This window comes from Pseudomonas sediminis, from assembly GCF_002741105.1.
GTDB lineage: Bacteria > Pseudomonadota > Gammaproteobacteria > Pseudomonadales > Pseudomonadaceae > Aquipseudomonas > Aquipseudomonas sediminis.
The window spans coordinates 49,851-70,106 of record NZ_NIQU01000006.1; the positions used below are offsets into that span (position 1 = coordinate 49,851).

Genomic DNA, 20,256 nt, shown 5'->3' on the forward strand with positions numbered 1-20,256 from the left:
GTGAACAGCAGCACGCACAGCCAAAGACTAGGGTGTTTGATCATGGATTTCATCGTCATCACTCTTTGTGGAGTGGGCTCATCCTTGTCCATTCAGTCGAAAAGAAACACCGACAGAACGCGCTAATACTTTCTTCGACCTATTGAAAATGAAGCACCCTGAATGGCCACTGGCGATTGCCACCTGAGCACTCCACGACGCACTATCGCCCAAGCCATTCGTTCTACGCTGTGAACAAGGAAGCTCCATGCGCCTCGCCCTCGTCCTACTGCTGTTTCTGTGCCATTGCGTGCACGCCACCGAGACCGTCAACGACGTCACCGGTATGAACCCCATCCAAGTGGCGCAGGTACTGGCGCCCACCGAACTGGAGCAGATCGTCACAGCCGTTAGCGGGCATGCCGGCCCCATCGCCATTGGCGGCGGGCGCTACAGCATGGGCGGGCAAACCGCCACCGAGCAGGCCCTGCAACTGGACATGCGCCAGTTCAACCAGGTGCTGGAATTTTCCGCCGAACGCCGGGAGATTCGTGTGCAGGCCGGCATCACCTGGCGCGAAATACTGGAGTACATCGACCCGCACGGCCTGTCGCCGCAGATCATGCAGTCTTACGCCAACTTCACCGTCGGCGGCGCACTGAGCGTCAACGCCTATGGCCGATACGTCGGCCAGGGCCCGTTGGTGCTCGGCGTGCGTTCGCTACGCCTGGTGCTGGCTGACGGTCAGGTGGTGGATGCCAGCCCGACGCACAACAGCGAGCTGTTCCATGGCGCCATCGGCGGTTACGGCGGGCTCGGCGTCATCGTCGAGGCCACCCTGCCGTTGGTGGAGAACAGCAAGCTGGTGCGTCAGACGCAGCTCATGCCGCTTGGCGACTATGCGCAGTTCTTCGCCAGCCAGGTACGCGGCAACCCAGACATGGTGATGCACAACGGCATTCTCTACACCGACGACTACGACAGCGTACGCGCCGTGTCCTACCTGCGTACGGATGTACCGCTGACCGTCATCGAACGCCTGGTACCGCTAGACCGCGACTACAAGGCCATGCGCGCCGCGCTGGCAGTGGCCAGCAGCAATGGCGGCGCAAAGGTGCGTGAAAGCGTCGTCGACCCGCTGCTGCTCAAACGACCGCAAGTGCAGTGGCGCAACCATGAGGCCAGCCTGGATGTGCGCGAACTGCAGCCAATTTCCGGCACCGACTACAGCTATGTGCTGCAGGAGTATTTCGTGCCCGAAGCCCAGTTGGAGCCCTTTGTCGCGGGCATGAGAGACGTGCTCAAAGCGCACAAGGTGAAGGTCGCCAATATATCCATCCGCCATGCCAAGGCCGACCCGGGTACGCTGCTGGCCTGGGCCCGCGAAGACACCTTCGCGCTGGTGATCTACTACCGCCAGGGCGTCTCGCCCAGCGAGCGCGCCGCCGTAGGCGACTGGACACGACAGCTGATCGATCTCACCATCGCCCACCAGGGCAGCTACTACCTGCCCTATCAAATCCACGCCAGCCGGGAGCAGTTCCTTGCCGCCTACCCTCGCGCCAAGGAGTTCTTCGCGCTGAAAAAACGCGTCGACCCAAGCAACAAATTCCGCAATAAGCTGTGGGATGCCTATTACCTGCAGCCCAGTGGCCACTGATTGAAATCGCGGTTCAACGCTCAGGAGTTCTGCTGTCTGGCATTAACCAGGTCACAGGGCAACTCCCATGCAGCCGCATGGGAGACAGCTGGAAAGCCCAGAATCAAAACCTGCCAAGCCAGTACTGCGGACGGCGGCGGTGATGGGCAACGGCCAGAATCTGAAAGCCGTCAGGCCTTGGCCGGTAAATGATCGATAGCGGAAAACGCCGAAGGGGGACGCTGCGAATATCTGGTTCAAGTTCAATCCGCCAGGCCATGGGTGACTCGCCAATCAATGTAGCCAAGGCCTGAAACTCGTTGATCAATGCCCCACCCAATCCAGGAACCTTCGATTCGTAATAACCGACTGACTCCAGAAACTCGGCTTCCGCTGCCGGGTGGAAAAAATATCTCATCGAATCAGGGCTCTGGCCTTCTTCATTACCTCATCACCCGGCACCGCCTTAATCGAGCCGCTATCGAGCTCCTGTGCACGCCGCTGTGCCTCAAGCAACCAGTCTGATCGCAGTTCGTCTTCCGAAGGGGCATCCAGGCTCAAGACCAGACGCTGGATCAGCTGCGCCCGCTCCTTCTTGGAAAGATGCAGGGCTTCATCCTCGATCTTCTGCAGATCCATGGTTTCACCTCTCGCTTATTTACCGGCAAATCTTGGCATGGATGCTTAGCGGGTGCCACGGCTGCGGCTCCTTAAAAAGTCGTCACAGCGAACACAACCCACCCGGCACCGCCATGATCCACTCCCGCACCGCGAGAATGGTCGGGTCGTTTCTACGGCTCTCCGGGTACACCAGAAAGAACGGCTTGCCTTCCAGTTCCGGGCCGAAGGGTTGCACCAGTCGTCCCTCTCTCAGCTCATCCTCGATCAGTTGCCGGCTCATCAGCGCCACGCCCTGGGCGCCAACGGCCGCCGAGACGGCGTGGGTTTCGTCGGAGAACACCAACCCGGCACCGACATCCAGCCCCGGCACCTGCGCCTGCTTCTGCCAGACGGCCCAGTCCATCGGCGAAGAGATCGCTGCCTGGTTGCGGAAGTGGATCAGCGTATGCCTGGGCAAATCGGCGGCATCGTGCAGTTCCAGTAGCGGGCTGCAGGCGGGCACGAAGGTATTGTCGAAGAGTTTTTCCGCCACCAGGCCTGGCCAGCGGCCGTCGCCGTAGCGAATGGCGATATCCGCCGTGACACCATCGAGCGCCACCGGCTCGTGCGAAGCGTGGATGCGCAGGTCGATCGTGGGGTGGGAGTCGCGCAGCATGCATACCCAGGACAGCAGCCAGCGCACGGCCACTGCCGGCGTAGTGCTGAGGGTGATGGCCTGTCGGCTGGGCGTTGCACTGAGGCGTTCGACCGCGGCGCCGATGCTGTCGAAGGCGCTTTCCAGCGTTTGCTGCAGTTCACGTCCGGCCATGGTCAGCTCCAGTTGCCGCGGCTTGCGCACGAACAGCGCAACGCCGAGGGCGTCTTCCAGCGCGCGAATCTGGTGACTGATCGCGGTGGCGGTAACGGAAAGCTCTTCCGCGGCCTGCTTGGCGCTTTCGTGGCGTGCGGCCGCCTCGAAGGCGCGCAAGGCGGAGAGCGGAGGAAGTCGGCGCCGGCTCATAGATGAATTCCCCTCATCCATTGCGAAAAATATTGATCGTTTGTCGCCCGACCGGGGCGAACTTAGCCTGAGTCTGCTGCCAATCACAGATGAATTCAAATTCAAGCAGGAGACTCATCATGACCCATATTCTGCATCTCGACGCCAGCGCCCGCCCCGGCCTCGCCGGCAAGGACTTGCACGGTTCGCACAGCCGCAACCTCAGCCATCGTTTCATCAGCCAGTGGCAGGCGCGCCGCCCGCAGGATGTCGTCACCTACCGCGACATCGGCCAGAACCCGCCCTCGATCATCAGCCATGACTGGATCGCCTCATCCTTCACGCCCGAGCCGAAACGCGAGGCCTGGATGCACGACACCCTGGCCGAAAGCGATCGCCTGGTGGATGAACTGATCGCCGCCGACCTGCTGGTGATAGGCACGCCGCTGTACAACTTCGGCATGCCCGCCGCGCTCAAGGCGTGGGTCGACCAGGTGGTGCGCCCCGGCCGCACGGTGGACGTGGATGAAAGCAATCCGCTCGATCCCTATGTACCCAGGCTGGCCGACCGGCCGCGCCATGCAGTGATCCTCACGGCGCGCGGTGGTGTCGGTTTCGATGTGGGCGGAGAGATGGCGCACATGAACCATCTGGAGCCGAACCTGATCACCGCACTCGGCTTCATCGGCATCACCCGCGTGCATCAGGTCGCCATCGAAGGTCAGGAAGTCGGCGGTGAACTGCTTGCCGAGTCCGTCAAACAAGCCTTGGCCAAGGTCGATGCGCTGGTAGCCGAGCTGCAGCGTTCATTGCACACCGAGCGCATCGAAGAGCCGGCGTGAGGCAATGGCCAGGCCGAGGATGACGCTGCCTCGCCTCAGCGCTTGGTGCAGGCAAACAGCGCGTTGCCAGAGCTGCCATCCCACGGCGCCAGCCGCTGATAGTCGTGCTCCAGCACCTGCACCTCGAAGTACGGCGCCAGCAGGTTCTGCAACTCGGCGAAGTTCACCGCCACCATCGGGTGTTCGTCGTGCCAGACCTCGGTCTGTTCGGCGAGGGTACGTTCGATACGCAGCCTTAGCGCCTGCTGTTCGCCTTCACCGCGGTAGTACCAGCCGGAGCTGAAGCGGAACTGCCCTTCGGCATGCCGTGCGCTGTGGGCAACGAACGAGGCGTTATCGATGCGCTGCTTGTCCACCGCGTTGAAGCAGAACACCCCGCCAACCGCCAGGGCGCCGTGCACGCTGGCGATACAAGCCTTGAGCCGTTCGATGCTTGCGCTGTAATGGATGGAATAGAGAAAGCAGGTAATCAGGTCCAACGGCTCGTCGACCTGAAAATCGCACATGTCCTGCCGGGCAAAGCGCGCCTCGGGGCAGCGCTGAGCGGCTCGGTCGAGCATCGGCTGGTTGATGTCCAGGCCGCTGCTGGAGTAGCCGGCATCGAGAAAATGGCGCACATGCGGGCCGGTGCCACAGGCCAGATCGAGGTGGCGCTTGCCGCCGTTGCCAAACAGTTGTTGCAGGCGGTGTACGCAATGACTCTGGGCGGCGTAGTCGATGTCCGCGCACATCAGATCGTAGTAACCCGACAAGTCGGTATAGAGGGCATTGCCGGACATGATGACAGGGGCGCGCAGACGAAGGGCGCGCATCATAGCTCAGGCTGATGCCGCCGAGCACTGACTTGAAGTGGCACGCCTTGAAACAGCCATGTTCATTCCGGAAAGGACGCATCTCGCGACAGTCATCATACGACATAGCAAAAGCAAGACACCTTCACCCGAGGTGATTTCCAGCACCAATCAATGCCTGCAAGCACTTTTGGACAGTCAATCTGTCATCGCAGCACTGAATCACTTTCACAGTCATCACACATCATATAAGTTCACAAGGTCGCATCTGCGATCAACAAGAACAACAAGGAACCTCATGATGAATGACGAACAACGCCCCGACGGCTCACGCCGCCACTTTCTCAAGCAGTCGCTGGTCTATTCCGCTGCCGCCGCCAGCGCTGCCTCTCTGCTGCCGCAACTGGCCAACGCCACGCAACCTCTCGATCTGCGCTACCCATCAGGCGCGGTCAAGGCGCTGGACGACAGCTTTATGCAATTGCGCCTGTTCAACGCCAGCGTGGAAAAGCTCGCCGATGGCATCCGCTGGGCCGAAGGTCCGGTGTGGTTCGGTGACGGTCGCTACCTGCTGGTCAGCGACATCCCCAACAACCGCATCATGCGCTGGGACGAGATCAGCCAGTCGCTGGCCGTCTACCGCCAGCCATCGAACTATTCCAATGGCCTGGTTCGCGACCGCCAGGGCCGGCTGATCGCTTGTGAGGGCTCGACCACCCAGGACGTTGGCCGACGCATCACCCGTACCGAACACGACGGCAGCATTACCGTGCTGGCCGATGCGTTCGAGGGCAAACGCTTCAACTCGCCGAACGACCTGGTGGTCAAGCGCGACGGTTCGGTCTGGTTCACCGACCCGCCCTTCCAGACCGGCAACTTCTACGAGGGCTACAAGATCGAGCCGGAGCTGCCCCATGGGGTCTATCGCATCGACGGCGAAACGCAGCAGGTGACCCGTGTGATCGAGGATCTGGCCGGCCCCAACGGCCTGTGCTTCTCGCCCGACGAGAAGACCCTGTACATCGTCGAGGGCCGCGCCAAGCCGCACCGCCTGGTGTGGGCTTATCAGGTGAAAGACGATGGCAGCCTCGGCCAACGCCGCAAACACATCGAAGCCACCGACACCGGCGCGCTGGATGGCATCAAGTGCGACGAGTTCGGCAACCTGTGGTGCGGCTGGGGCAGCAATGGCTCGGCCGAGAGCGATCCGGAAAAGCTCGATGGCGTGCGCGTGTTCAACCCGCAGGGCAAGGCCATTGGTCATATCTCACTGCCGGAACGCTGCGCCAACCTGTGCTTTGGCGGCGAGAAAGGTAATCGCCTGTTCATGGCCAGCAGCCATGGCATCTATTCCCTGTTCGTCAACGCACGCGGCGCCACCTTCATCAACTAACCGCTGCGCCACGGCCTACGCGGCCGTGGCCGGCTTTTCCAAACAGGCTTAGAGCGCTCTATTTCAGTCATTACAGCAAACATCAGCGGCATCGATGTTCACCATCATGCCAATGAAGTTCTCTGAAAAAATCCAGTGCGTAACATCTGCTCCATACCCAACCACAACACCGCTGGAGCAAAACACCATGAAACGCCAACTCATCCTCAGCTTTGCTTTCTCTGTACTGGCAGCCAACGTATTCGCCGCCTCCTCCGCCCAACCTGTAATCGCCGAAGGTGGTTCCGACCGTCTGATCCAGAATCGCGTCGCTGAAGGTGGCTCCGACCGTCTGATTCAGAATCGCGTCGCTGAAGGTGGCTCTGACCGTCTGATCCAGAATCGCGTCGCTGAAGGTGGTTCCGACCGTCTGATCCAGAACCGCGTCGCCGAAGGTGGCTCTGACCGTCTGATCCAGAACCGCGTCGCCGAAGGTGGCTCTGACCGTCTGATCGAAAGCCGCACCGCCTGATACCTTCCTGATGAACTGATCGAGAACGTCGTATGACTCGATGGAACGCGCAGCCCCACAAGGCCGGCCTGATAAGCCGGCCTTGGTTTTTTCAGCACTAGAAAGTCTCGCGCACTGCGCGAATGAGCAGCCCCGTGTCGACCCCAGGCAATCGACCGCCCCGCCCCCGCTCTATGGTGAACGCCCCTTTGATCACTCACCGGAGCGCCCCATGGCCAACAAACCGATCACCGTTCTGCGCGATACCCAGCCGATGCCCGTCGTCGATGCCTGCAAGTGGGAGCGCATAGAGGGTGACCCGCACACCGTCAACCTCAACGCCTACACCTCCGAAGACGGCAGCAAGATCATGGGCACCTGGATCTGCACGCCCGGCAAATGGCGCGTGGAGTACGTGAAGTGGGAGTACTGCCACTTCCAGGAAGGCTACTGCATCATCACCCCGGACGGGATGGAGCCGATTCACCTCAAGGCTGGCGATATCTTCGTGGTCGAGCCTGGCATGAAGGGCACCTGGGAAGTGGTCGAAACCGTGCGCAAATACTTCGTCTTCGCCTGATCGCGGCGGGCCTATCGGTGTGCGCCCGGCACGGCGCCCACCGACTCGTCCACTGTTGAGTGAGTACGAGCAACGCCGCCCACCCTCGGCATTCAGTCACGCCTACTCCCTCAAACATCGTGCCCACCGAGCCAAGCACGCTCGCCATCATGCAAACGACAGATTTTCCGGGCACCTGATGGCCGATTGCAGGTCTGTAAAGATCGGGGGACGCGACGCGAGAGAGCAGGATGAGGCGATCACTATGGGGCACGGCAATTTGCATCAGCCTATTGCTGTCAGGCTTGCCGCTGGCCTACAAGCTCTGGCCGGCTGCCGTACCGGCGGCCGCGCGGATCGGGGAAGTCGCCGGGTCATTCGAGTTGGTCGACCATCAGGGTCGACGCATAGACCAAAACAGTTTTGCCGAACGCTGGGTCCTGCTGTCCTTTGGCTTCACCCATTGCCCGGATGTATGCCCGACTACCCTGGCCACGGTCGCCAAGACGCTGGACAAACTCGGCCCACGTAGCCAGCACCTGCAACCCGTGTTCATTACCCTCGACCCGGAACGCGACAGCCCACAGCTTCTGCAGCGCTACACGGGCTTCTTCGACCCGCGCATTATCGGCCTCAGCGGTAATGTCCAGCAGGTCAGGCAGGCAGCCGACGCCTATGGAGTGTATGTCGCGCGGCGCGAGGCCAACGGCACCTACCTGCTCGACCACACCACCAGCCTCTACCTGGTAGCCCCGGGCGGACGTCTGGTTGAACTGTTCGCACAGAGCGTCACCCCCGAACACCTGGCAAGCAGTATCGGTGACTACCTCGATGCAAACTGAGCGCACCGAATCATCACGTAACTGGCCTCTGCACCTGGGCTTGCTGATACTGGCAGCCCTCTGGCTTGGCCCTTTGCCGGCCATGAGCCGCACGGCGTTCTCGCTGCACATGATCCTGCACCTGGGCGTCGTGGCGCTCGCAGCCCCGCTGCTGGCCATCGGCCTGGCGCGCTCCGGGCTCCGTCTCGACCGTTACGCAAGGGCAAGCTGGCTCAGCGCCGCCTTCATCGCCGAGCTGGTGGTGGTGTGGGGCTGGCACCTGCCTGCCGCGCACGAAGCCGCCGCCTTGCACGCCCCCCTGTTCGTTGCGCAGCAGGCCAGCTTCCTGGCCGTTGGCCTGGCCATCTGGCTACTGGGTTTCGCCAGGCAGACCCAGCAGGGGCTAGTGCTGACGCTGTGCGGTTTTTTCCTGACGTTCGCCCACATGACCATGCTGGGGCTCGTTCTGATCATGGCGCCACGGCTCATCTACCCTCCCGAACTGTGCCTGGGGGCTTTCGGTCTACAAGCCCTGGACGACCAACGCCTGGGGGGCATGCTGATGGCAGGCTGGAGTGCGCTGGTCTACCTCGGCGCCACACTGGCACTGGTAGTCCGCCTGCTCGGGGATGATGAGCGTCCAGGCATCGAGGCGGGGCCGCCCCGATAGCACACGTCCCGGCATGCCGTTCACGGCAAGCGCACGGTCAGGCTCACCAGTTTGAGCACGATCGGCCGCACCAGCATCACGCATACGAACGCGACCGGCATCGCCAGGCTGTAAGCACTCAGCACTGCCTGCAGATAACCCGCGCCGCGGTCGCCGACTTGCAGGACGAGCCACGCGGGCAGTTGCGCATCGCCACCAGTGCAGCGTTCGGTCGCCATGTATTGGCTCCACTGATCCCCGGTTTCATGGCTCAGTACCCGCGCATCCGCTGCGAACTGCTGACCACCGACGGCAGCGTCGATCACGTGCAGGAAGGCGTGGACATCAGTATCCACATTGAGCAGCAACTGCAGAGCGGCCTGGTGGCCAGACGCATCGCCACTGCGCAGACGCGCTTCTGCGCTGCACCCGCCTACCTGCAGCGCGCAGGGCAGCCCAGTGAACCCGAACAATTGCGCGACCACGACTGCCTGCTGTTTCGTGTCGCCACCGATGGGCGCTTCTTGCGTTGGGGCTTCGTTCGCGAAGGCATGCACTTTGATGCCCAGGTCAGAGTGAGCATGAGCAGCAACGATATCGATGCCTTGGCACAGTGCGCTGCGTCAGGCGGCGGCATCACCCGCCTGGCGTCCTTTGTCGCGGATCCCTACCTGGCCCGTGGTGACCTGGTCGAACTGTTCTCCTCGGCAACGCCTACAGACAGCCGTGCGACCGGCGCTCCACTGGACTTTTACCTGTGTGTGCGTGGCCGCTACGAGCTGACGCCCAAAGTTCGTCTGTTCATCGATTACCTGCAACACGCCCTGCCCGCCGACTTGAAACCCTCAGCCGAGGCACGCTGAGATAGCTTGAAAAACGCAGGAACCTGGCCTATTCACAACGGTCAGTGCTGCGCCGCCGACCTGGCGGTTCCCTCATCACGGACGGCCCCAAAGGCCTTTCAGCAAGGACTCATCATGAACCGACTCAAACTGCCGCTGCTCCCCCTCCTTTGCGCCCTGCCGCTGGCCGCCTGTGCTGCCACCCCGGAAGCACTCAAGCCCTACCCCGCCGCAGCCGATGGCTACAGCCGCCATGTGATCGAGTTGCCGGCGCAAGCCAACGAAGCCGAGCACAAGGTGGAGATCATCGCCGGCAAGACCCTGGAAGTGGATTGCAACCAGCAACGCCTGGGCGGCCAGTGGCAGGAAAAGACCGTGGAAGGCTGGGGCTACAGCTACTACGAACTGGACCAGGTCGGCCCGGCCATGAGCACCCTGATGGCCTGCCCGGACAACAGCCGCAAGCAGGCCTTCGTGCGCGTTGGCGGCGAGCCTCAACTGGTGCGTTACAACAGCAAGCTGCCGCTGGTGATCTACGCGCCCAAAGATGTCGAAGTGCGCTACCGCGTGTGGTCTGCCGCGGCCGAAACCAGCGTGGCGCCGCGTCAGTAAACCATCGTCGAAAAACCGCCCCTCGGGGCGGGCATTTCTGACCGGCAACGACCATGGAAAAGGCTCTAAATAGCAACTATGGGACTGGCTGATGCGTCAGGCACAGCTATGCTCAGAGAGCTATTCCTCATCGAACGCAACTGCAGCGTTCTTCCCTAACGGAGTTGCCATGGATATAGAAAGTCTGTTCGCTCAACTGCACACCCTGCCCAGCATTCCGAAGGTCGCGCAGGAGCTGATTCAACAGTTCGACAACCCGTCTTCGAGCCTGGAAAGCGTGGCGCGCAATATCGAGCGCGACCCAGTCATCGCTGCCAAGGTCCTGCGCCTGGCCAACTCGCCGCGTTTTCGCGGGGCCCGTGAAGCGGTAAGCGTCGAAGACGCCGCCATGCGCCTGGGCTTCAATACCCTGCGCACGCTGGTGCTGGCCTCGGCAATGACGGGCGCGTTTCAGGTCGATACCGGCTTCGACCTCAAAGGTTTCTGGATTCGCAGCTTTCGCGTCGCCAGTATCGCCCGCAGCCTGGCCAAGCAGCTGAAACTGGACACCGACGCCGCCTTCACCTGCGGCATGATGCACAACATCGGCGAGCTGCTGATCCAGACCGGCGCACCGGATTTCGCCCGCCGCATGAACCGCCATCCGAAACGCGAGGCCGCGGCCCACGCCGCCGAGGAAACCCTGCAACTGGGCTTCGGCTACCCGGAAGTAGGCGCCGAACTGGCGCTTCGTTGGCAGTTGCCAGCGCTTATCCAGCACGCCATTGCCTATCAGGCACGTCCGACTCAGGCGCCCAGTGACAGCAGTTACGCGCGCCTGGTCGCGCAGTCAGTGACCGTTGCGGAAACCATCGAGCTGGACGGCGTCAGCGAGGCGGCGCGGCAGAGCCTGGAAGGCCCGTTGTTCGAGGAAGTCGACCTGAACAAGCTGTTCGAAGCCTTGCCAGCGGTGCTGGAGGCGGACAAGGCGTTTGCCGAGTTGCTCGGCTAACACCGCCGCCAGACACGCGCACAAGCTGCAGGTGCCGACGGCCTGACGCGTCAATCGTCAGCGAGACGGCACCTGCAGAGGTGATATCAGCGCATGCAGCACTGCTTGTATTTCTTGCCGCTGCCGCAGGAGCAAGGATCGTTGCGCCCGACCTTGGCGTCATCACGGCGTACCGGCAACACGGGGTCCAGATTCTGTTGCCAGTACTCGTACAGTTCGACGGCGGCCGGCTCGAGCAGTGCCGTGCTCGCGTCGTACTCGGCGTCGGTCATGGCCTTTAGCGTAGCGCTGCCGCTCTCGTCGCCGTGCAGGGTGATCAGCGCCCGCGCCGCCGCAACCGACTCGGGTAGCGCCGCCTCCAGCCAACCGGCCACCGCCGCACCACGCAGATAGCCCGCGCACCATTCGGAGACGATCAGCTTCTCGCCCTTGCCGTTGTCGTCGGCGAGGAAGATCGCCTCATAGTCATCCGGCTCTTCACTGAGCATGTAGGCCGCCTCGCTCATCAGCTCGACAGCCAGCTTCATGAAGCGCTCGCCATCCTTGTCGCTCGGCCACTGCGGCGGCTGGTCAGCCCAGATCGCCGAGTACCAGACAGCAGGCGCAACCTGGCGTGGGGCGGAGACGACGGCGGCGAAGAAGCCGTCCAGTTCGCTGGCAGAGAGGATCGAGTCATCGTTGCCGTACTTGAGCAGCCACTGATCGAGCTTCTCCAACCCTCTGTTGTCCATCGCCACGCCTCCGCCTGAAAAAGGCCGCTACTGTACCTGCATCGGCGCGTATTGCCAGCCGTCCGGCATCTGGCGAGTGCCCAGCGGGCCGCAGCCCGGTACAATGCGCGCCTTGCCCGTGTGCCAGCCTGATAAAAGAAAACACCATGTCCTTGCCCAAGAACCACCTGGAACTGCTCAGCCCTGCGCGTGACGTCGAAATCGCCCGCGAGGCCATTCTGCATGGCGCCGACGCCATCTATATCGGCGGCCCGAGCTTCGGCGCGCGGCACAATGCCTGCAACGAGGTGAGCGATATCGCCAGGCTGGTGGAGTTCGCCCGCCGCTATCACGCACGGGTGTTCACCACTATCAACACTATCTTGCATGACGACGAGCTGGAGCCGGCGCGCGCGCTGATCTACCAGCTCTACGACGCAGGCGTGGATGCACTGATCGTGCAGGACATGGGGGTGATGGAGCTGGACATTCCGCCGATCGAGCTGCACGCCAGCACCCAGACCGACATTCGTACCCTGGCACGGGCCAAGTTTCTCGACCAGGCCGGTTTCTCCCAACTGGTACTGGCACGCGAACTGAACCTGCAGGAAATCCGCGCCATCGCCGACGAGACCGATGCCGCCATCGAGTTCTTCATCCACGGTGCGCTGTGCGTGGCCTTCTCCGGCCAATGCAACATTTCCCACGCGCAGACCGGGCGCAGCGCCAACCGTGGCGACTGCTCGCAAGCCTGCCGCCTGCCCTACACCCTCAAGGATGAAAAAGGCGGCGTGATCGCCTACGAGAAGCATCTGCTGTCGATGAAGGACAACAACCAGAGCGCCAACCTGCGCGCCCTGGTCGAGGCCGGCGTGCGCTCGTTCAAGATCGAGGGCCGCTACAAGGATATGGCCTATGTGAAGAACATCACCGCCCACTACCGCCGCGAGCTCGACGCCATTCTCGAAGACCGCCCGGACCTCGCCCGCGCCTCCAGCGGCCGCACCGCGCACTTCTTCGTGCCCGATCCGGACAAGACCTTCCACCGCGGCAGCACCGACTACTTCGTCACCGAGCGCAAGGTGGACATCGGCGCCTTCGACTCGCCGACCTTCACCGGCCTCTCCGTCGGTCACGTCGAGAAGGTCAACAAGCGCGACCTGATCGCCGTCACCCATGAACCGCTGTCCAACGGCGACGGCCTCAACGTGCTGGTCAAACGCGAGGTGGTGGGTTTCCGCGCCAACATCGCCGAGCTGAAAGGTGAGTTCGAGGAAGACGGTGAGAAGCGCTACCGCTACCGCGTCGAGCCCAACGAGATGCCCGAAGGCCTGTTCCGTCTGCGCCCGAATCATCCGCTCTCGCGCAACCTCGACCATAACTGGCAGCAGGCGCTGCAACGCACCAGCGCCGAGCGCCGTATTGGCGTGAGCTGGAAGGCCGTGCTGCGTGAAGATGCGCTCAAGCTCACCGCCACCAGTGAGGAAGGCATCAGCGTCGACGTTGCCCTGCCCGGCCCGTTCGGTGTGGCCAACAAGCCGGAACAGGCACTCGATGGCCTGCGTGACCTGCTCACCCAGCTTGGCACCACCATCTACCACGCCCAGAGCGTGACGCTGGATGCACCGCAAGCGTTCTTCGTGCCCAACTCGCAGCTCAAGGCACTGCGCCGCGACGCCATCGAAGCACTCACCGAAGCGCGCATCGCTGCCCACCCACGTGGGGGCCGCAAGGCCGAGACCGACCCAGCGCCGGTGTACCCGGAATCGCACCTGTCGTTCCTGGCCAACGTTTACAACCAGAAGGCCCGCGACTTCTACCACCGCCACGGCGTGCAACTGATCGACGCCGCCTACGAGGCGCACGAAGAAGAAGGCGAAGTGCCGGTGATGATCACCAAGCACTGCCTGCGCTTCTCCTTCAACCTGTGTCCGAAACAGGCCAAGGGTGTGACCGGCGTGAAGACCAAGGTCGCACCGATGCAGCTGGTGCATGGCGATGAAGTGCTGACCCTGAAGTTCGACTGCAAGCCGTGCGAGATGCACGTGATCGGCAAGATGAAGGGTCACATTCTCGACCTGCCGCAACCGGGCAGCGCGGCGACTCAGGTGGTCGGGCACATTTCACCCGACGACCTGCTCAAGACCATTCGCCAGAAGCCGGGATACAGCCACTGAGCCCAGCCTCGACTGCTGTGGTAGCCCGGATGCAACCCGGGCTACCACAACAAACGCCAGCAAGCTGGCTCCTACGGATCGCGAACTAGGCTCGCGCTGCACTCGCCGGGCTGAGCATTGCGATCTCGCGAATGTCGAAATCACGTCTCAGGTAGTCCATGCGCGTGTCGTGAAACGCGCGCATGTGCGGCAACGCCGTGTGCTCGGCCAGCGCCTCCCGTGACGCCCACACCTCGTAGAAGATGAATAGCGTTGGGTCCTGCGCGTCGCGCAGCATGTGATATTCGATGCAGCCGGGCTCGGCACGACTGGGTTCGACGTATGCGCGAAACAGTTGCTCGAAGGCCTCGGACTGTTCGGGTCTGGTGTGGGCGTGAAGGATGAAGCCGTACATGAAGCAGGTTCCTCGATGTGGGAAGATGCCTCACCTTAACGCAGCATTCAGCGAGCCTTTCATGATTTTCAGTCAACAATGATTTGACCGTTTCGGGGTGTTTCGCACGCGCAGGGCTGGATAACCTGCAAGCACATCTTTTGGAGAACCCCCATGAAAAAGATCCTCCTGCTCAACGGCGGCAAAGCGTTCGCCCATTCCCACGGCCAGTACAACACCACCCTGCATGATGCAGCAGTGGCCTTCCTCGACCGCGCCGGATTCGACGTCAAGACCACCTTTATCGACGGCGGCTACGACGTCGAAGAAGAAGTGCAAAAATTCCTCTGGGCCGATGTGGTGATCTACCAGATGCCCGGCTGGTGGATGGGCGCGCCCTGGACGGTGAAGAAGTACCTCGATGAGGTGTTCACCGCCGGTCACGGCAGCCTCTATGCCAACGACGGGCGTACTCGCTCCGACGCCTCGCAGAAGTACGGCAGCGGCGGGCTCATCCAGGGCAAGCAGTACATGCTATCGCTGACCTGGAACGCCCCGGTGCAGGCCTTCGAAGATCCGTCTGACTTCTTCGAAGGCAAAGGCGTGGACGCGGTGTACTTCCCCTTCCACAAGGCCAACGAATTCCTCGGCATGACTGGCCTGCCCACCTTCATCTGCAACGACGTGATGAAAGTGCCGAGTATCGAGCAGGACGTGGCGCGCTACGAGCAGCACCTGGCCGAAGTTTTCCAGGCCAAGCGGTAAATCAGAAGCCGAGCATCATTGCCCGGTGTGCGGCCACACCGGCCAGAGCACCATCCCCAACCGCCAGGGCAACGTTACCAGCTGCCCTGGCGGTATCGCCGCAGGCGAAAACACCCGGCACCGTGGTTGCCTTCATCGCATCGGTGCGAATAAATGAGCCTTGCGGCCCCTCCTCCAGCTCGCAGCCCAGTTGCTGTGCCAACGGTGACGCCTGCAACTGCGTGACGACGAACACGCCATCGAACGCCAGCATGCGTCCGTCCTTCATCACCACCTCAATGGTGTCGCCAGTCAGGCGCTCAACAAGACCACGCTCTACCCTAACGTCACGCGCCTGCAACTGCGCCAGCTGATCGGCATCAGGCTCGAAGCTGCCATTGAGCAGCAGAGTGGTCGGCCCCCAATCTGGCAGCATCAAGGCGTGATGCATCGATAGCACGGAGCTGGCCAGCACACCGATTCGTCCTTGCTGCAACTCATACCCGTGACAGTAAGGGCAATGGAATACCTGTCGCCCCCAGCGCTCTGCCAACCCGGGCACCTCTGGCAATACATCCACGACACCCGTGGCAAGAATCAGCACGCGAGATTTATACGTCTTGCCCTTGTCATCGACGACAGTGAACGCCTGGTCACCACGCTGAACCCGGTCGACTCTAGCCGGCAACCAGTCTACGGTTTCGTACTCCATCAATTGCGCGCGCCCTTCGGCAGCGATGTCAGTTGGCGAAGCACCGTCCTGAGTCAGGAAGCCATGGGATGTCTCGGCAAATCTGTTACGCCGCCGCCCTGCATCGATCACCAGCACCTTGCGCCGGGCGCGTGCCAGTTGCAGACCAGCCGACAAACCGGAATAGCTACCTCCGATGATGATCACGTCGTACTGCATGGAAAACCTCTTTTCAATCAATAATGTAATTTTTGAAGTTACACTAATGATCGAAGCATTAGAAGCCTGTGTCAGCGACCGTCAGTCAGGGAGAGCGGGGGCGGGAGAAGTCGTGAGTACCGCAGAGGGCGTTGAATTCACCAGAGAGATCGGCCAGGGTCACCGAGCCAAGGCGCTCAAGCAGCAGGCGCTCGGCCTGCTGCATGGCATCGTGCAGTGCTGCGTTTACGACCCGTTCAACCGCACACTCAGGGTTGTCATGGTCAGTACCTATAGCAAAAATCCTGGGCCCACCGACAGCGTGGTGAATGTCCAGCAGGCTGACCTCGTCTAGAGCGCAGGACAGCATCCAGCCACCGTTGTATCCCTTCTCGGCCCGCACGTAGCCAGCCTTGCGCAGCCCTGCCAGGGTACGGCGCACCACTACGGCATTGGTGCCCAGCATCGCGGCGATCTGCTCGGAGGTCACGGGCCCAGTATCGCGGGCCATATGCAGCAGCACATGAAGCATGCGCGAGAGGCGGCTATCAGTTCTCAAGGGTCATCCTGCTGTCGTGTTGCCGGGGCCGCACCATACCGCGCGCGCGCCACATTCGCCATGACGTGCGCGGCTCACTCGCCGCCAAACAGCGCCGTCCAATAGATGCCGGCATCGCTCTGCGGGTCATTGGCATAGGCGGCGCCTAGCTCGCTGAACTCCGGGTTCATGATGTTGGCGCAATGCCCGGAGCTGGCCAGCCAGCCCTCGACCACCTTGGCGGTGGTATCCAGCGCTGCGGCGATGTTCTCGCCGACCTTGGTACCGCTGTAACCCGCCAGCTCCGCGCGGTCACCCGGCGTGAGGCCGTCACGCCCCTGATGAGCGAAGAAATTGCCATTGGCCATGGCCCGGCTATGGCTCTCGGCGGCGCTGCCCAGTTCGGCGCTCCATACCAGCGGCGTAGTAGCGGCAAAGGCCTGGTCACCGCACTGGCGCGCCTCGGCGCGAGCGGAGTTGATCAGCAGGAGCAGACTTTCCCCCTCGGTCTGCCAGGTTTGCAGCCGGCCACTGAGCAGCGGCCGGGCCAGCACGATGCGCCAGTCGCGATCCTGCTGACTGACGCCGATATCGATGAACTGAGGGTCGAGCATCACGCGACAGAAGCTCTCGCTCAAGGCCTGCATGGCAGCCTGCGCATTGCGCGGGCCGGAGAGCGTGATGGCCTGTACGTTGACCAACGGGTAACCGGCCGCGCTCAGCGCATCCTGCAGGTCCGCAGTGCCGTTGGCAGGCAGGATCAGGCGTGGATCGTTGGTCAACGGTGGCAATGGCTCGGAGGCCTGCACGCCGCAGCGTTGCACCTCGCTGCGATAGCTGTTGATCGTCTCGATCAGCTCAAGGTCTTCAGCCGCCTGAGCCGTGCCCGCAATCCCCATCAACAGCAGTGCCAGCAGGCAGCCTTGCCTTGCCCATTTGCTCATTGTTGTTGTCATACAGCCTTCTCCCAACTAACGTCGTGATTCTGACGCAATTCCCGGCGCAGGGTCATGGCCGGTTTCCTGATCCCATCGAACGCCCGCGTACATTGGCATCGCGGCCGAACGGCAGGGTTCCTGCATGACGCCATCTATCGTCATCACACAACTTATGCACTCGCCTCTCCCGCCTGAGAACACTAATGCCCGGTTACTTCGCCAAGAACGAACAACATCGCCGCCTGGTCCTTAAAGCCTTGCTATGGATCACCTTGAGCGGCGGTTTGTTCTTCTCGGTCGTCAATCTGTTGCACGACAACTGGCTGCTGGCCGGTCTGGAGATCGGCTATGCCGCTGTGTCGCTGTATCTGCTGACCATCATCGATAAAACACGCAACCTGCAGCTATTGACCGCAATTTACCTGTTGCCGTTCTTCAGCATCATGATTGTGGCGCTGGCTCAGACCACCACGACCTTCGCGGTGTTCGCCTGGATACAGACAATTCCGATCATCTGCTATCTATTGCTGGGGTTGCGCCTGGGGATGTACGGCTCGATCGTGTTCGTCGGTGTCGGCCTGTTCGTCTTCAGTCAGCGGTTTTCGTCCGATGAATTGCTGCAAAACGTCGAGATCATCGCCAATCTCGGTCTCGCCAGTCTGGCGGTGATGATTTTCGCGCACATTTACGAGCGCAGCCGCCTGCTCAATGAGCAGCGCCTGACCGATCAGGCGACCACCGATTCTCTGACCGGCCTGCCAAACCGCCTGAAGCTGGCCGAGGTATTCGAGCGTGAGCGTGCCCATGCGCTGCGCAATGGCACACCGCTTTCGCTGGTATTCGTCGATATCGACCACTTCAAGCAGATCAACGACCGCTTTGGCCACGAGGTCGGTGACCGTGCCCTGGTTCACTTCGCCAAGGTTCTGGCGCAGCGTTTACGGGTCACTGATCTGTTCTGTCGCCTGGGCGGAGAGGAATTTGCCGTGCTGCTGCCCGGCAGCAAGGCAGCGCAAGCTCGGGAAATCGCCGAAAGCCTGCGCGAACGCCTGGTTGCGCAATCGCTGACGGTGGATGAAACCACGCTGCACATGACGCTGAGCGCCGGCGTAGCCTGTTTCGGGGTAGATGGGCAATCACTGGACGAACTGATGCTGGCGGCAGACAGGCGCACCTACGCGGCCAAGCGCGCCGGGCGCAATCGGGTGATCACCCGAGAGGACGCAGAGCCCATTCTGAGCTGAGCGAGTGCGGATCAGACGTAGATACTGACCCCGCCCTTTTCCTGCAGCCACTGGCGGTAGGTTTCCAGCGAGTCGGTCTGCTTGTCGCCGTTGTGCCCGGCGATGCGCACGCTGCCGTCCATGCCGGCATCCACCATCTTCTGCACCTGTGCCAGCAGCTTGGCGGCATCGTCGCGATCGAGTTGCATCACGTCCGGCAATTGAATCACCGACGGCACCGCAGGCTGACTGTCGCCACTGCGCTGAACGGTATTGCTGGGCTGCGCCGCGCCGCCATTCATCGCGCGCAGCAGTCCGCCCTCGCTGCGCGCCACCACCTGTTTGGCAAAACGCCGCAAGTCGGCAACTGGATCCTGACTGGCCTGACCGTCGGCTTCGCCGCTGGTCGCAGACGAACGATTATTGAGCTGGCTACCGTAGTAGCTGAGCATGGCAGGCGTGCTGTTGTTGATACTGGTCATGAGGCCTCCGCGAAATCCGTTCGCCTCATGCAAAGCAGATTCCGGGCCAGCCGCTACAGCCCAGTAAATACGGGGTATTCATACGACGTCGCGGCATGGACTTGCCACCCCGGGGCAAGGGTTTGCCCGTAGCGGTCAACCCAATAGATCGACCATTACCGCGTTGCTGTAGATCAGGCAGCCATCTTCGGCGCTGTAGCCGACCAGATGAAACTGGCCACGCCCTTCTTCGCCGCCGATGTAGACGCGCCATTTGCATTCGCTCAGCGGGCCGAAGCCGTCCGGCATGACCAGTTCCAGCGTCTGCATGTCTGCGTCGATCATCGCGTCCCTGACGCCGCTGCGCTGCAGTTGCTCCTCAGCCTGCTCCAGGCGCAAGTGCTCCGCCTCGCTGACATAGAACTGCAGCGTGCCGATAGGGATGGATTTGCTGTCATTGTCGGCCTTGCGCCAACCGTCGATGCTCAGGGTGTTCATCCGCAAGTCTCCTCAGTGAAGCCTGAGTTCAGGGCAAATGCCCACTTACAGAGGATGGGACAAGCCAGACGCCGAAACGGCTCCTCACAGATGGACGAACGGCCGACCGTTTGCTTGTCGAGGCGATTGCGCTAGGCTCTGCACCTTCATTGATAGGAGGTACTCCCATGGCCCGCGCCACTGCCCGCCACATCCTGGTTGCCAGCGAAGACAAGTGCAACGAACTGAAAGCCGCCATCGAAGGTGGTGCCGACTTCGCCCAACTGGCCAAAGACAACTCCTCTTGCCCGTCTGGCCGCAGCGGCGGCGATCTGGGCTCGTTCGGCCCCGGCCAGATGGTCAAGGAATTCGACACAGTGGTCTTCAGCGCACCGGTCGGCGTGGTGCAAGGCCCGGTGAAGACCCAGTTCGGCTATCACCTGCTGGAAGTCACCAGCCGCCAGGACTGACAACACGCAACGGAAGGGCCGCTACTGCGGCTCTTCTTTTTCCCAAGC

At 61.9% G+C, this 20,256-nt stretch carries 25 protein-coding genes and 1 pseudogene; 14 read left to right on the forward strand and 12 right to left on the reverse strand.

Annotated elements, in window-relative coordinates; translation table 11 throughout:
• The first annotated feature begins 247 nt into the window (after positions 1 to 247).
• Entirely contained in the window at positions 248 to 1,639 is a 1,392-nt protein-coding gene (locus CDO35_RS15315) for an FAD-binding oxidoreductase (protein ID WP_099525561.1), read from the forward strand.
• Between the two features lie 103 nt (positions 1,640 to 1,742).
• Here CDO35_RS15315 and CDO35_RS15320 read toward each other — a convergent pair whose 3' ends face one another.
• The 3 genes from CDO35_RS15320 to gcvA form a co-directional block, all read right to left on the reverse strand.
• Positions 1,743 to 2,036 (reverse strand): type II toxin-antitoxin system RelE/ParE family toxin, encoded by a 294-nt coding sequence (locus tag CDO35_RS15320; protein ID WP_099525562.1) that lies wholly within the window; start codon positions 2,034 to 2,036, stop codon positions 1,743 to 1,745.
• A complete protein-coding gene (locus CDO35_RS15325) occupies positions 2,033 to 2,257 on the reverse strand; it encodes an addiction module protein (protein ID WP_072426301.1) in 225 nt (74 codons plus the stop codon). The genes CDO35_RS15320 and CDO35_RS15325 overlap by 4 nt, the downstream gene beginning before the upstream one ends.
• An 82-nt stretch (positions 2,258 to 2,339) precedes the next feature.
• Positions 2,340 to 3,239: a transcriptional regulator GcvA gene (gene gcvA, locus CDO35_RS15330; RefSeq protein WP_099525563.1), complete on the reverse strand. Its 900-nt coding sequence runs from the start codon at positions 3,237 to 3,239 to the stop codon at positions 2,340 to 2,342.
• Positions 3,240 to 3,358: 119 nt separating this feature from the next.
• Here gcvA and CDO35_RS15335 point away from each other — a divergent pair, with 119 nt between their 5' ends.
• A complete protein-coding gene (locus CDO35_RS15335) occupies positions 3,359 to 4,060 on the forward strand; it encodes an FMN-dependent NADH-azoreductase (RefSeq protein ID WP_099525564.1) in 702 nt (233 codons plus the stop codon).
• Positions 4,061 to 4,095: 35 nt separating this feature from the next.
• Here CDO35_RS15335 and CDO35_RS15340 read toward each other — a convergent pair whose 3' ends face one another.
• Positions 4,096 to 4,839 (reverse strand): class I SAM-dependent DNA methyltransferase, encoded by a 744-nt coding sequence (locus CDO35_RS15340; RefSeq protein WP_099525793.1) that lies wholly within the window; start codon positions 4,837 to 4,839, stop codon positions 4,096 to 4,098.
• 313 nt (positions 4,840 to 5,152) lie between these two features.
• On the opposite strand from CDO35_RS15340, the gene CDO35_RS15345 reads away from it, so the two are divergent.
• The 5 genes from CDO35_RS15345 to CDO35_RS15365 all read left to right on the forward strand — a co-directional run bounded on the left by CDO35_RS15345 (position 5,153) and on the right by CDO35_RS15365 (position 8,784).
• On the forward strand, positions 5,153 to 6,244 hold the full coding sequence (locus CDO35_RS15345; protein WP_099525565.1) for an SMP-30/gluconolactonase/LRE family protein: 1,092 nt from the start codon (positions 5,153 to 5,155) through the stop codon (positions 6,242 to 6,244).
• Positions 6,245 to 6,431: 187 nt separating this feature from the next.
• The gene (locus CDO35_RS15350; RefSeq protein WP_099525566.1) at positions 6,432 to 6,755 is read left to right on the forward strand and encodes a hypothetical protein; all 324 of its coding nucleotides are present in this window, start codon (positions 6,432 to 6,434) and stop codon (positions 6,753 to 6,755) included.
• 211 nt (positions 6,756 to 6,966) lie between these two features.
• The gene (locus CDO35_RS15355; RefSeq protein WP_003241790.1) at positions 6,967 to 7,314 is read left to right on the forward strand and encodes a cupin domain-containing protein; all 348 of its coding nucleotides are present in this window, start codon (positions 6,967 to 6,969) and stop codon (positions 7,312 to 7,314) included.
• A gap of 230 nt (positions 7,315 to 7,544) precedes the next feature.
• The gene (locus tag CDO35_RS15360; protein WP_099525567.1) at positions 7,545 to 8,135 is read left to right on the forward strand and encodes an SCO family protein; all 591 of its coding nucleotides are present in this window, start codon (positions 7,545 to 7,547) and stop codon (positions 8,133 to 8,135) included.
• Positions 8,125 to 8,784 (forward strand): cytochrome c oxidase assembly protein, encoded by a 660-nt coding sequence (locus CDO35_RS15365; protein ID WP_099525568.1) that lies wholly within the window; start codon positions 8,125 to 8,127, stop codon positions 8,782 to 8,784. The genes CDO35_RS15360 and CDO35_RS15365 overlap by 11 nt, the downstream gene beginning before the upstream one ends.
• Positions 8,785 to 8,804: 20 nt before the next feature.
• Here the strand turns inward: CDO35_RS15365 and CDO35_RS23035 are convergent.
• Positions 8,805 to 8,933: pseudogene (locus tag CDO35_RS23035) on the reverse strand (DUF2798 domain-containing protein); the annotation flags it as partial.
• Between the two features lie 72 nt (positions 8,934 to 9,005).
• On the opposite strand from CDO35_RS23035, the gene CDO35_RS15375 reads away from it, so the two are divergent.
• The 3 genes from CDO35_RS15375 to CDO35_RS15385 all read left to right on the forward strand — a co-directional run bounded on the left by CDO35_RS15375 (position 9,006) and on the right by CDO35_RS15385 (position 11,208).
• Complete coding sequence (locus CDO35_RS15375) at positions 9,006 to 9,626, forward strand: substrate binding domain-containing protein (RefSeq protein WP_243699094.1); 621 nt, start codon at positions 9,006 to 9,008, stop codon at positions 9,624 to 9,626.
• Positions 9,627 to 9,740: 114 nt separating this feature from the next.
• On the forward strand, positions 9,741 to 10,217 hold the full coding sequence (eco, locus tag CDO35_RS15380) for a serine protease inhibitor ecotin (protein WP_099525570.1): 477 nt from the start codon (positions 9,741 to 9,743) through the stop codon (positions 10,215 to 10,217).
• 169 nt (positions 10,218 to 10,386) lie between these two features.
• Positions 10,387 to 11,208, forward strand: a complete 822-nt coding sequence (locus tag CDO35_RS15385) for an HDOD domain-containing protein (RefSeq protein ID WP_099525571.1) — start codon at positions 10,387 to 10,389, stop codon at positions 11,206 to 11,208.
• A gap of 86 nt (positions 11,209 to 11,294) precedes the next feature.
• Here the strand turns inward: CDO35_RS15385 and CDO35_RS15390 are convergent, their stop codons facing one another.
• A complete protein-coding gene (locus CDO35_RS15390; protein ID WP_099525572.1) occupies positions 11,295 to 11,939 on the reverse strand; it encodes a YecA/YgfB family protein in 645 nt (214 codons plus the stop codon).
• 146 nt (positions 11,940 to 12,085) lie between these two features.
• Here CDO35_RS15390 and CDO35_RS15395 point away from each other — a divergent pair, with 146 nt between their 5' ends.
• Positions 12,086 to 14,095, forward strand: a complete 2,010-nt coding sequence (locus tag CDO35_RS15395; protein WP_099525573.1) for a peptidase U32 family protein — start codon at positions 12,086 to 12,088, stop codon at positions 14,093 to 14,095.
• A gap of 85 nt (positions 14,096 to 14,180) precedes the next feature.
• Here the strand turns inward: CDO35_RS15395 and CDO35_RS15400 are convergent, their stop codons facing one another.
• Complete coding sequence (locus CDO35_RS15400) at positions 14,181 to 14,489, reverse strand: putative quinol monooxygenase (RefSeq protein WP_099525574.1); 309 nt, start codon at positions 14,487 to 14,489, stop codon at positions 14,181 to 14,183.
• 153 nt (positions 14,490 to 14,642) lie between these two features.
• On the opposite strand from CDO35_RS15400, the gene mdaB reads away from it, so the two are divergent.
• Positions 14,643 to 15,233 carry an NADPH:quinone oxidoreductase MdaB gene (gene mdaB, locus CDO35_RS15405; protein ID WP_099525575.1) on the forward strand — a complete coding sequence of 197 codons (591 nt, stop codon included), beginning with the start codon at positions 14,643 to 14,645 and terminating at the stop codon, positions 15,231 to 15,233.
• Between the two features lies 1 nt (position 15,234).
• Here mdaB and CDO35_RS15410 read toward each other — a convergent pair whose 3' ends face one another.
• From CDO35_RS15410 to CDO35_RS15420, 3 genes are all read right to left on the reverse strand, one after another.
• Complete coding sequence (locus CDO35_RS15410; protein ID WP_099525576.1) at positions 15,235 to 16,122, reverse strand: NAD(P)/FAD-dependent oxidoreductase; 888 nt, start codon at positions 16,120 to 16,122, stop codon at positions 15,235 to 15,237.
• An 85-nt stretch (positions 16,123 to 16,207) separates the two neighbouring features.
• Positions 16,208 to 16,660: an Rrf2 family transcriptional regulator gene (locus tag CDO35_RS15415; protein WP_099525577.1), complete on the reverse strand. Its 453-nt coding sequence runs from the start codon at positions 16,658 to 16,660 to the stop codon at positions 16,208 to 16,210.
• Between the two features lie 74 nt (positions 16,661 to 16,734).
• A complete protein-coding gene (locus tag CDO35_RS15420) occupies positions 16,735 to 17,595 on the reverse strand; it encodes a CAP domain-containing protein (protein WP_099525578.1) in 861 nt (286 codons plus the stop codon).
• A 185-nt stretch (positions 17,596 to 17,780) separates the two neighbouring features.
• On the opposite strand from CDO35_RS15420, the gene CDO35_RS15425 reads away from it, so the two are divergent.
• The gene (locus CDO35_RS15425; RefSeq protein ID WP_099525579.1) at positions 17,781 to 18,821 is read left to right on the forward strand and encodes a GGDEF domain-containing protein; all 1,041 of its coding nucleotides are present in this window, start codon (positions 17,781 to 17,783) and stop codon (positions 18,819 to 18,821) included.
• 11 nt (positions 18,822 to 18,832) lie between these two features.
• Here the strand turns inward: CDO35_RS15425 and CDO35_RS15430 are convergent, their stop codons facing one another.
• Together CDO35_RS15430 and CDO35_RS15435 are read right to left on the reverse strand one after the other, a co-directional pair.
• On the reverse strand, positions 18,833 to 19,282 hold the full coding sequence (locus CDO35_RS15430) for a hypothetical protein (RefSeq protein WP_099525580.1): 450 nt from the start codon (positions 19,280 to 19,282) through the stop codon (positions 18,833 to 18,835).
• 135 nt (positions 19,283 to 19,417) lie between these two features.
• Entirely contained in the window at positions 19,418 to 19,759 is a 342-nt protein-coding gene (locus CDO35_RS15435; RefSeq protein WP_099525581.1) for a hypothetical protein, read from the reverse strand.
• Positions 19,760 to 19,926: 167 nt separating this feature from the next.
• On the opposite strand from CDO35_RS15435, the gene CDO35_RS15440 reads away from it, so the two are divergent.
• Positions 19,927 to 20,208 carry a peptidylprolyl isomerase gene (locus tag CDO35_RS15440; RefSeq protein ID WP_003462270.1) on the forward strand — a complete coding sequence of 94 codons (282 nt, stop codon included), beginning with the start codon at positions 19,927 to 19,929 and terminating at the stop codon, positions 20,206 to 20,208.
• Positions 20,209 to 20,256: the final 48 nt, after the last annotated feature.

Coding starts and splice junctions, on each gene's coding strand:
- eco (WP_099525570.1), top strand. CDS start 9,741: ATGAACCGACTCAAACTGCCGCTGCTCCCCCTCCTTTGCGCCCTGCCG.
- CDO35_RS15440 (WP_003462270.1), top strand. CDS start 19,927: ATGGCCCGCGCCACTGCCCGCCACATCCTGGTTGCCAGCGAAGACAAG.
- CDO35_RS15435 (WP_099525581.1), bottom strand. CDS start 19,759: ATGAACACCCTGAGCATCGACGGTTGGCGCAAGGCCGACAATGACAGC.
- CDO35_RS15320 (WP_099525562.1), bottom strand. CDS start 2,036: ATGAGATATTTTTTCCACCCGGCAGCGGAAGCCGAGTTTCTGGAGTCA.
- CDO35_RS15360 (WP_099525567.1), top strand. CDS start 7,545: ATGAGGCGATCACTATGGGGCACGGCAATTTGCATCAGCCTATTGCTG.
- CDO35_RS15430 (WP_099525580.1), bottom strand. CDS start 19,282: ATGACCAGTATCAACAACAGCACGCCTGCCATGCTCAGCTACTACGGT.
- CDO35_RS15345 (WP_099525565.1), top strand. CDS start 5,153: ATGAATGACGAACAACGCCCCGACGGCTCACGCCGCCACTTTCTCAAG.
- CDO35_RS15355 (WP_003241790.1), top strand. CDS start 6,967: ATGGCCAACAAACCGATCACCGTTCTGCGCGATACCCAGCCGATGCCC.
- CDO35_RS15325 (WP_072426301.1), bottom strand. CDS start 2,257: ATGGATCTGCAGAAGATCGAGGATGAAGCCCTGCATCTTTCCAAGAAG.
- CDO35_RS15420 (WP_099525578.1), bottom strand. CDS start 17,595: ATGACAACAACAATGAGCAAATGGGCAAGGCAAGGCTGCCTGCTGGCA.
- CDO35_RS15425 (WP_099525579.1), top strand. CDS start 17,781: ATGCCCGGTTACTTCGCCAAGAACGAACAACATCGCCGCCTGGTCCTT.
- CDO35_RS15335 (WP_099525564.1), top strand. CDS start 3,359: ATGACCCATATTCTGCATCTCGACGCCAGCGCCCGCCCCGGCCTCGCC.
- CDO35_RS15315 (WP_099525561.1), top strand. CDS start 248: ATGCGCCTCGCCCTCGTCCTACTGCTGTTTCTGTGCCATTGCGTGCAC.
- CDO35_RS15385 (WP_099525571.1), top strand. CDS start 10,387: ATGGATATAGAAAGTCTGTTCGCTCAACTGCACACCCTGCCCAGCATT.
- CDO35_RS15390 (WP_099525572.1), bottom strand. CDS start 11,939: ATGGACAACAGAGGGTTGGAGAAGCTCGATCAGTGGCTGCTCAAGTAC.
- CDO35_RS15340 (WP_099525793.1), bottom strand. CDS start 4,839: ATGTCCGGCAATGCCCTCTATACCGACTTGTCGGGTTACTACGATCTG.
- CDO35_RS15395 (WP_099525573.1), top strand. CDS start 12,086: ATGTCCTTGCCCAAGAACCACCTGGAACTGCTCAGCCCTGCGCGTGAC.
- gcvA (WP_099525563.1), bottom strand. CDS start 3,239: ATGAGCCGGCGCCGACTTCCTCCGCTCTCCGCCTTGCGCGCCTTCGAG.
- CDO35_RS15365 (WP_099525568.1), top strand. CDS start 8,125: ATGCAAACTGAGCGCACCGAATCATCACGTAACTGGCCTCTGCACCTG.
- CDO35_RS15400 (WP_099525574.1), bottom strand. CDS start 14,489: ATGTACGGCTTCATCCTTCACGCCCACACCAGACCCGAACAGTCCGAG.
- mdaB (WP_099525575.1), top strand. CDS start 14,643: ATGAAAAAGATCCTCCTGCTCAACGGCGGCAAAGCGTTCGCCCATTCC.
- CDO35_RS15410 (WP_099525576.1), bottom strand. CDS start 16,122: ATGCAGTACGACGTGATCATCATCGGAGGTAGCTATTCCGGTTTGTCG.
- CDO35_RS15350 (WP_099525566.1), top strand. CDS start 6,432: ATGAAACGCCAACTCATCCTCAGCTTTGCTTTCTCTGTACTGGCAGCC.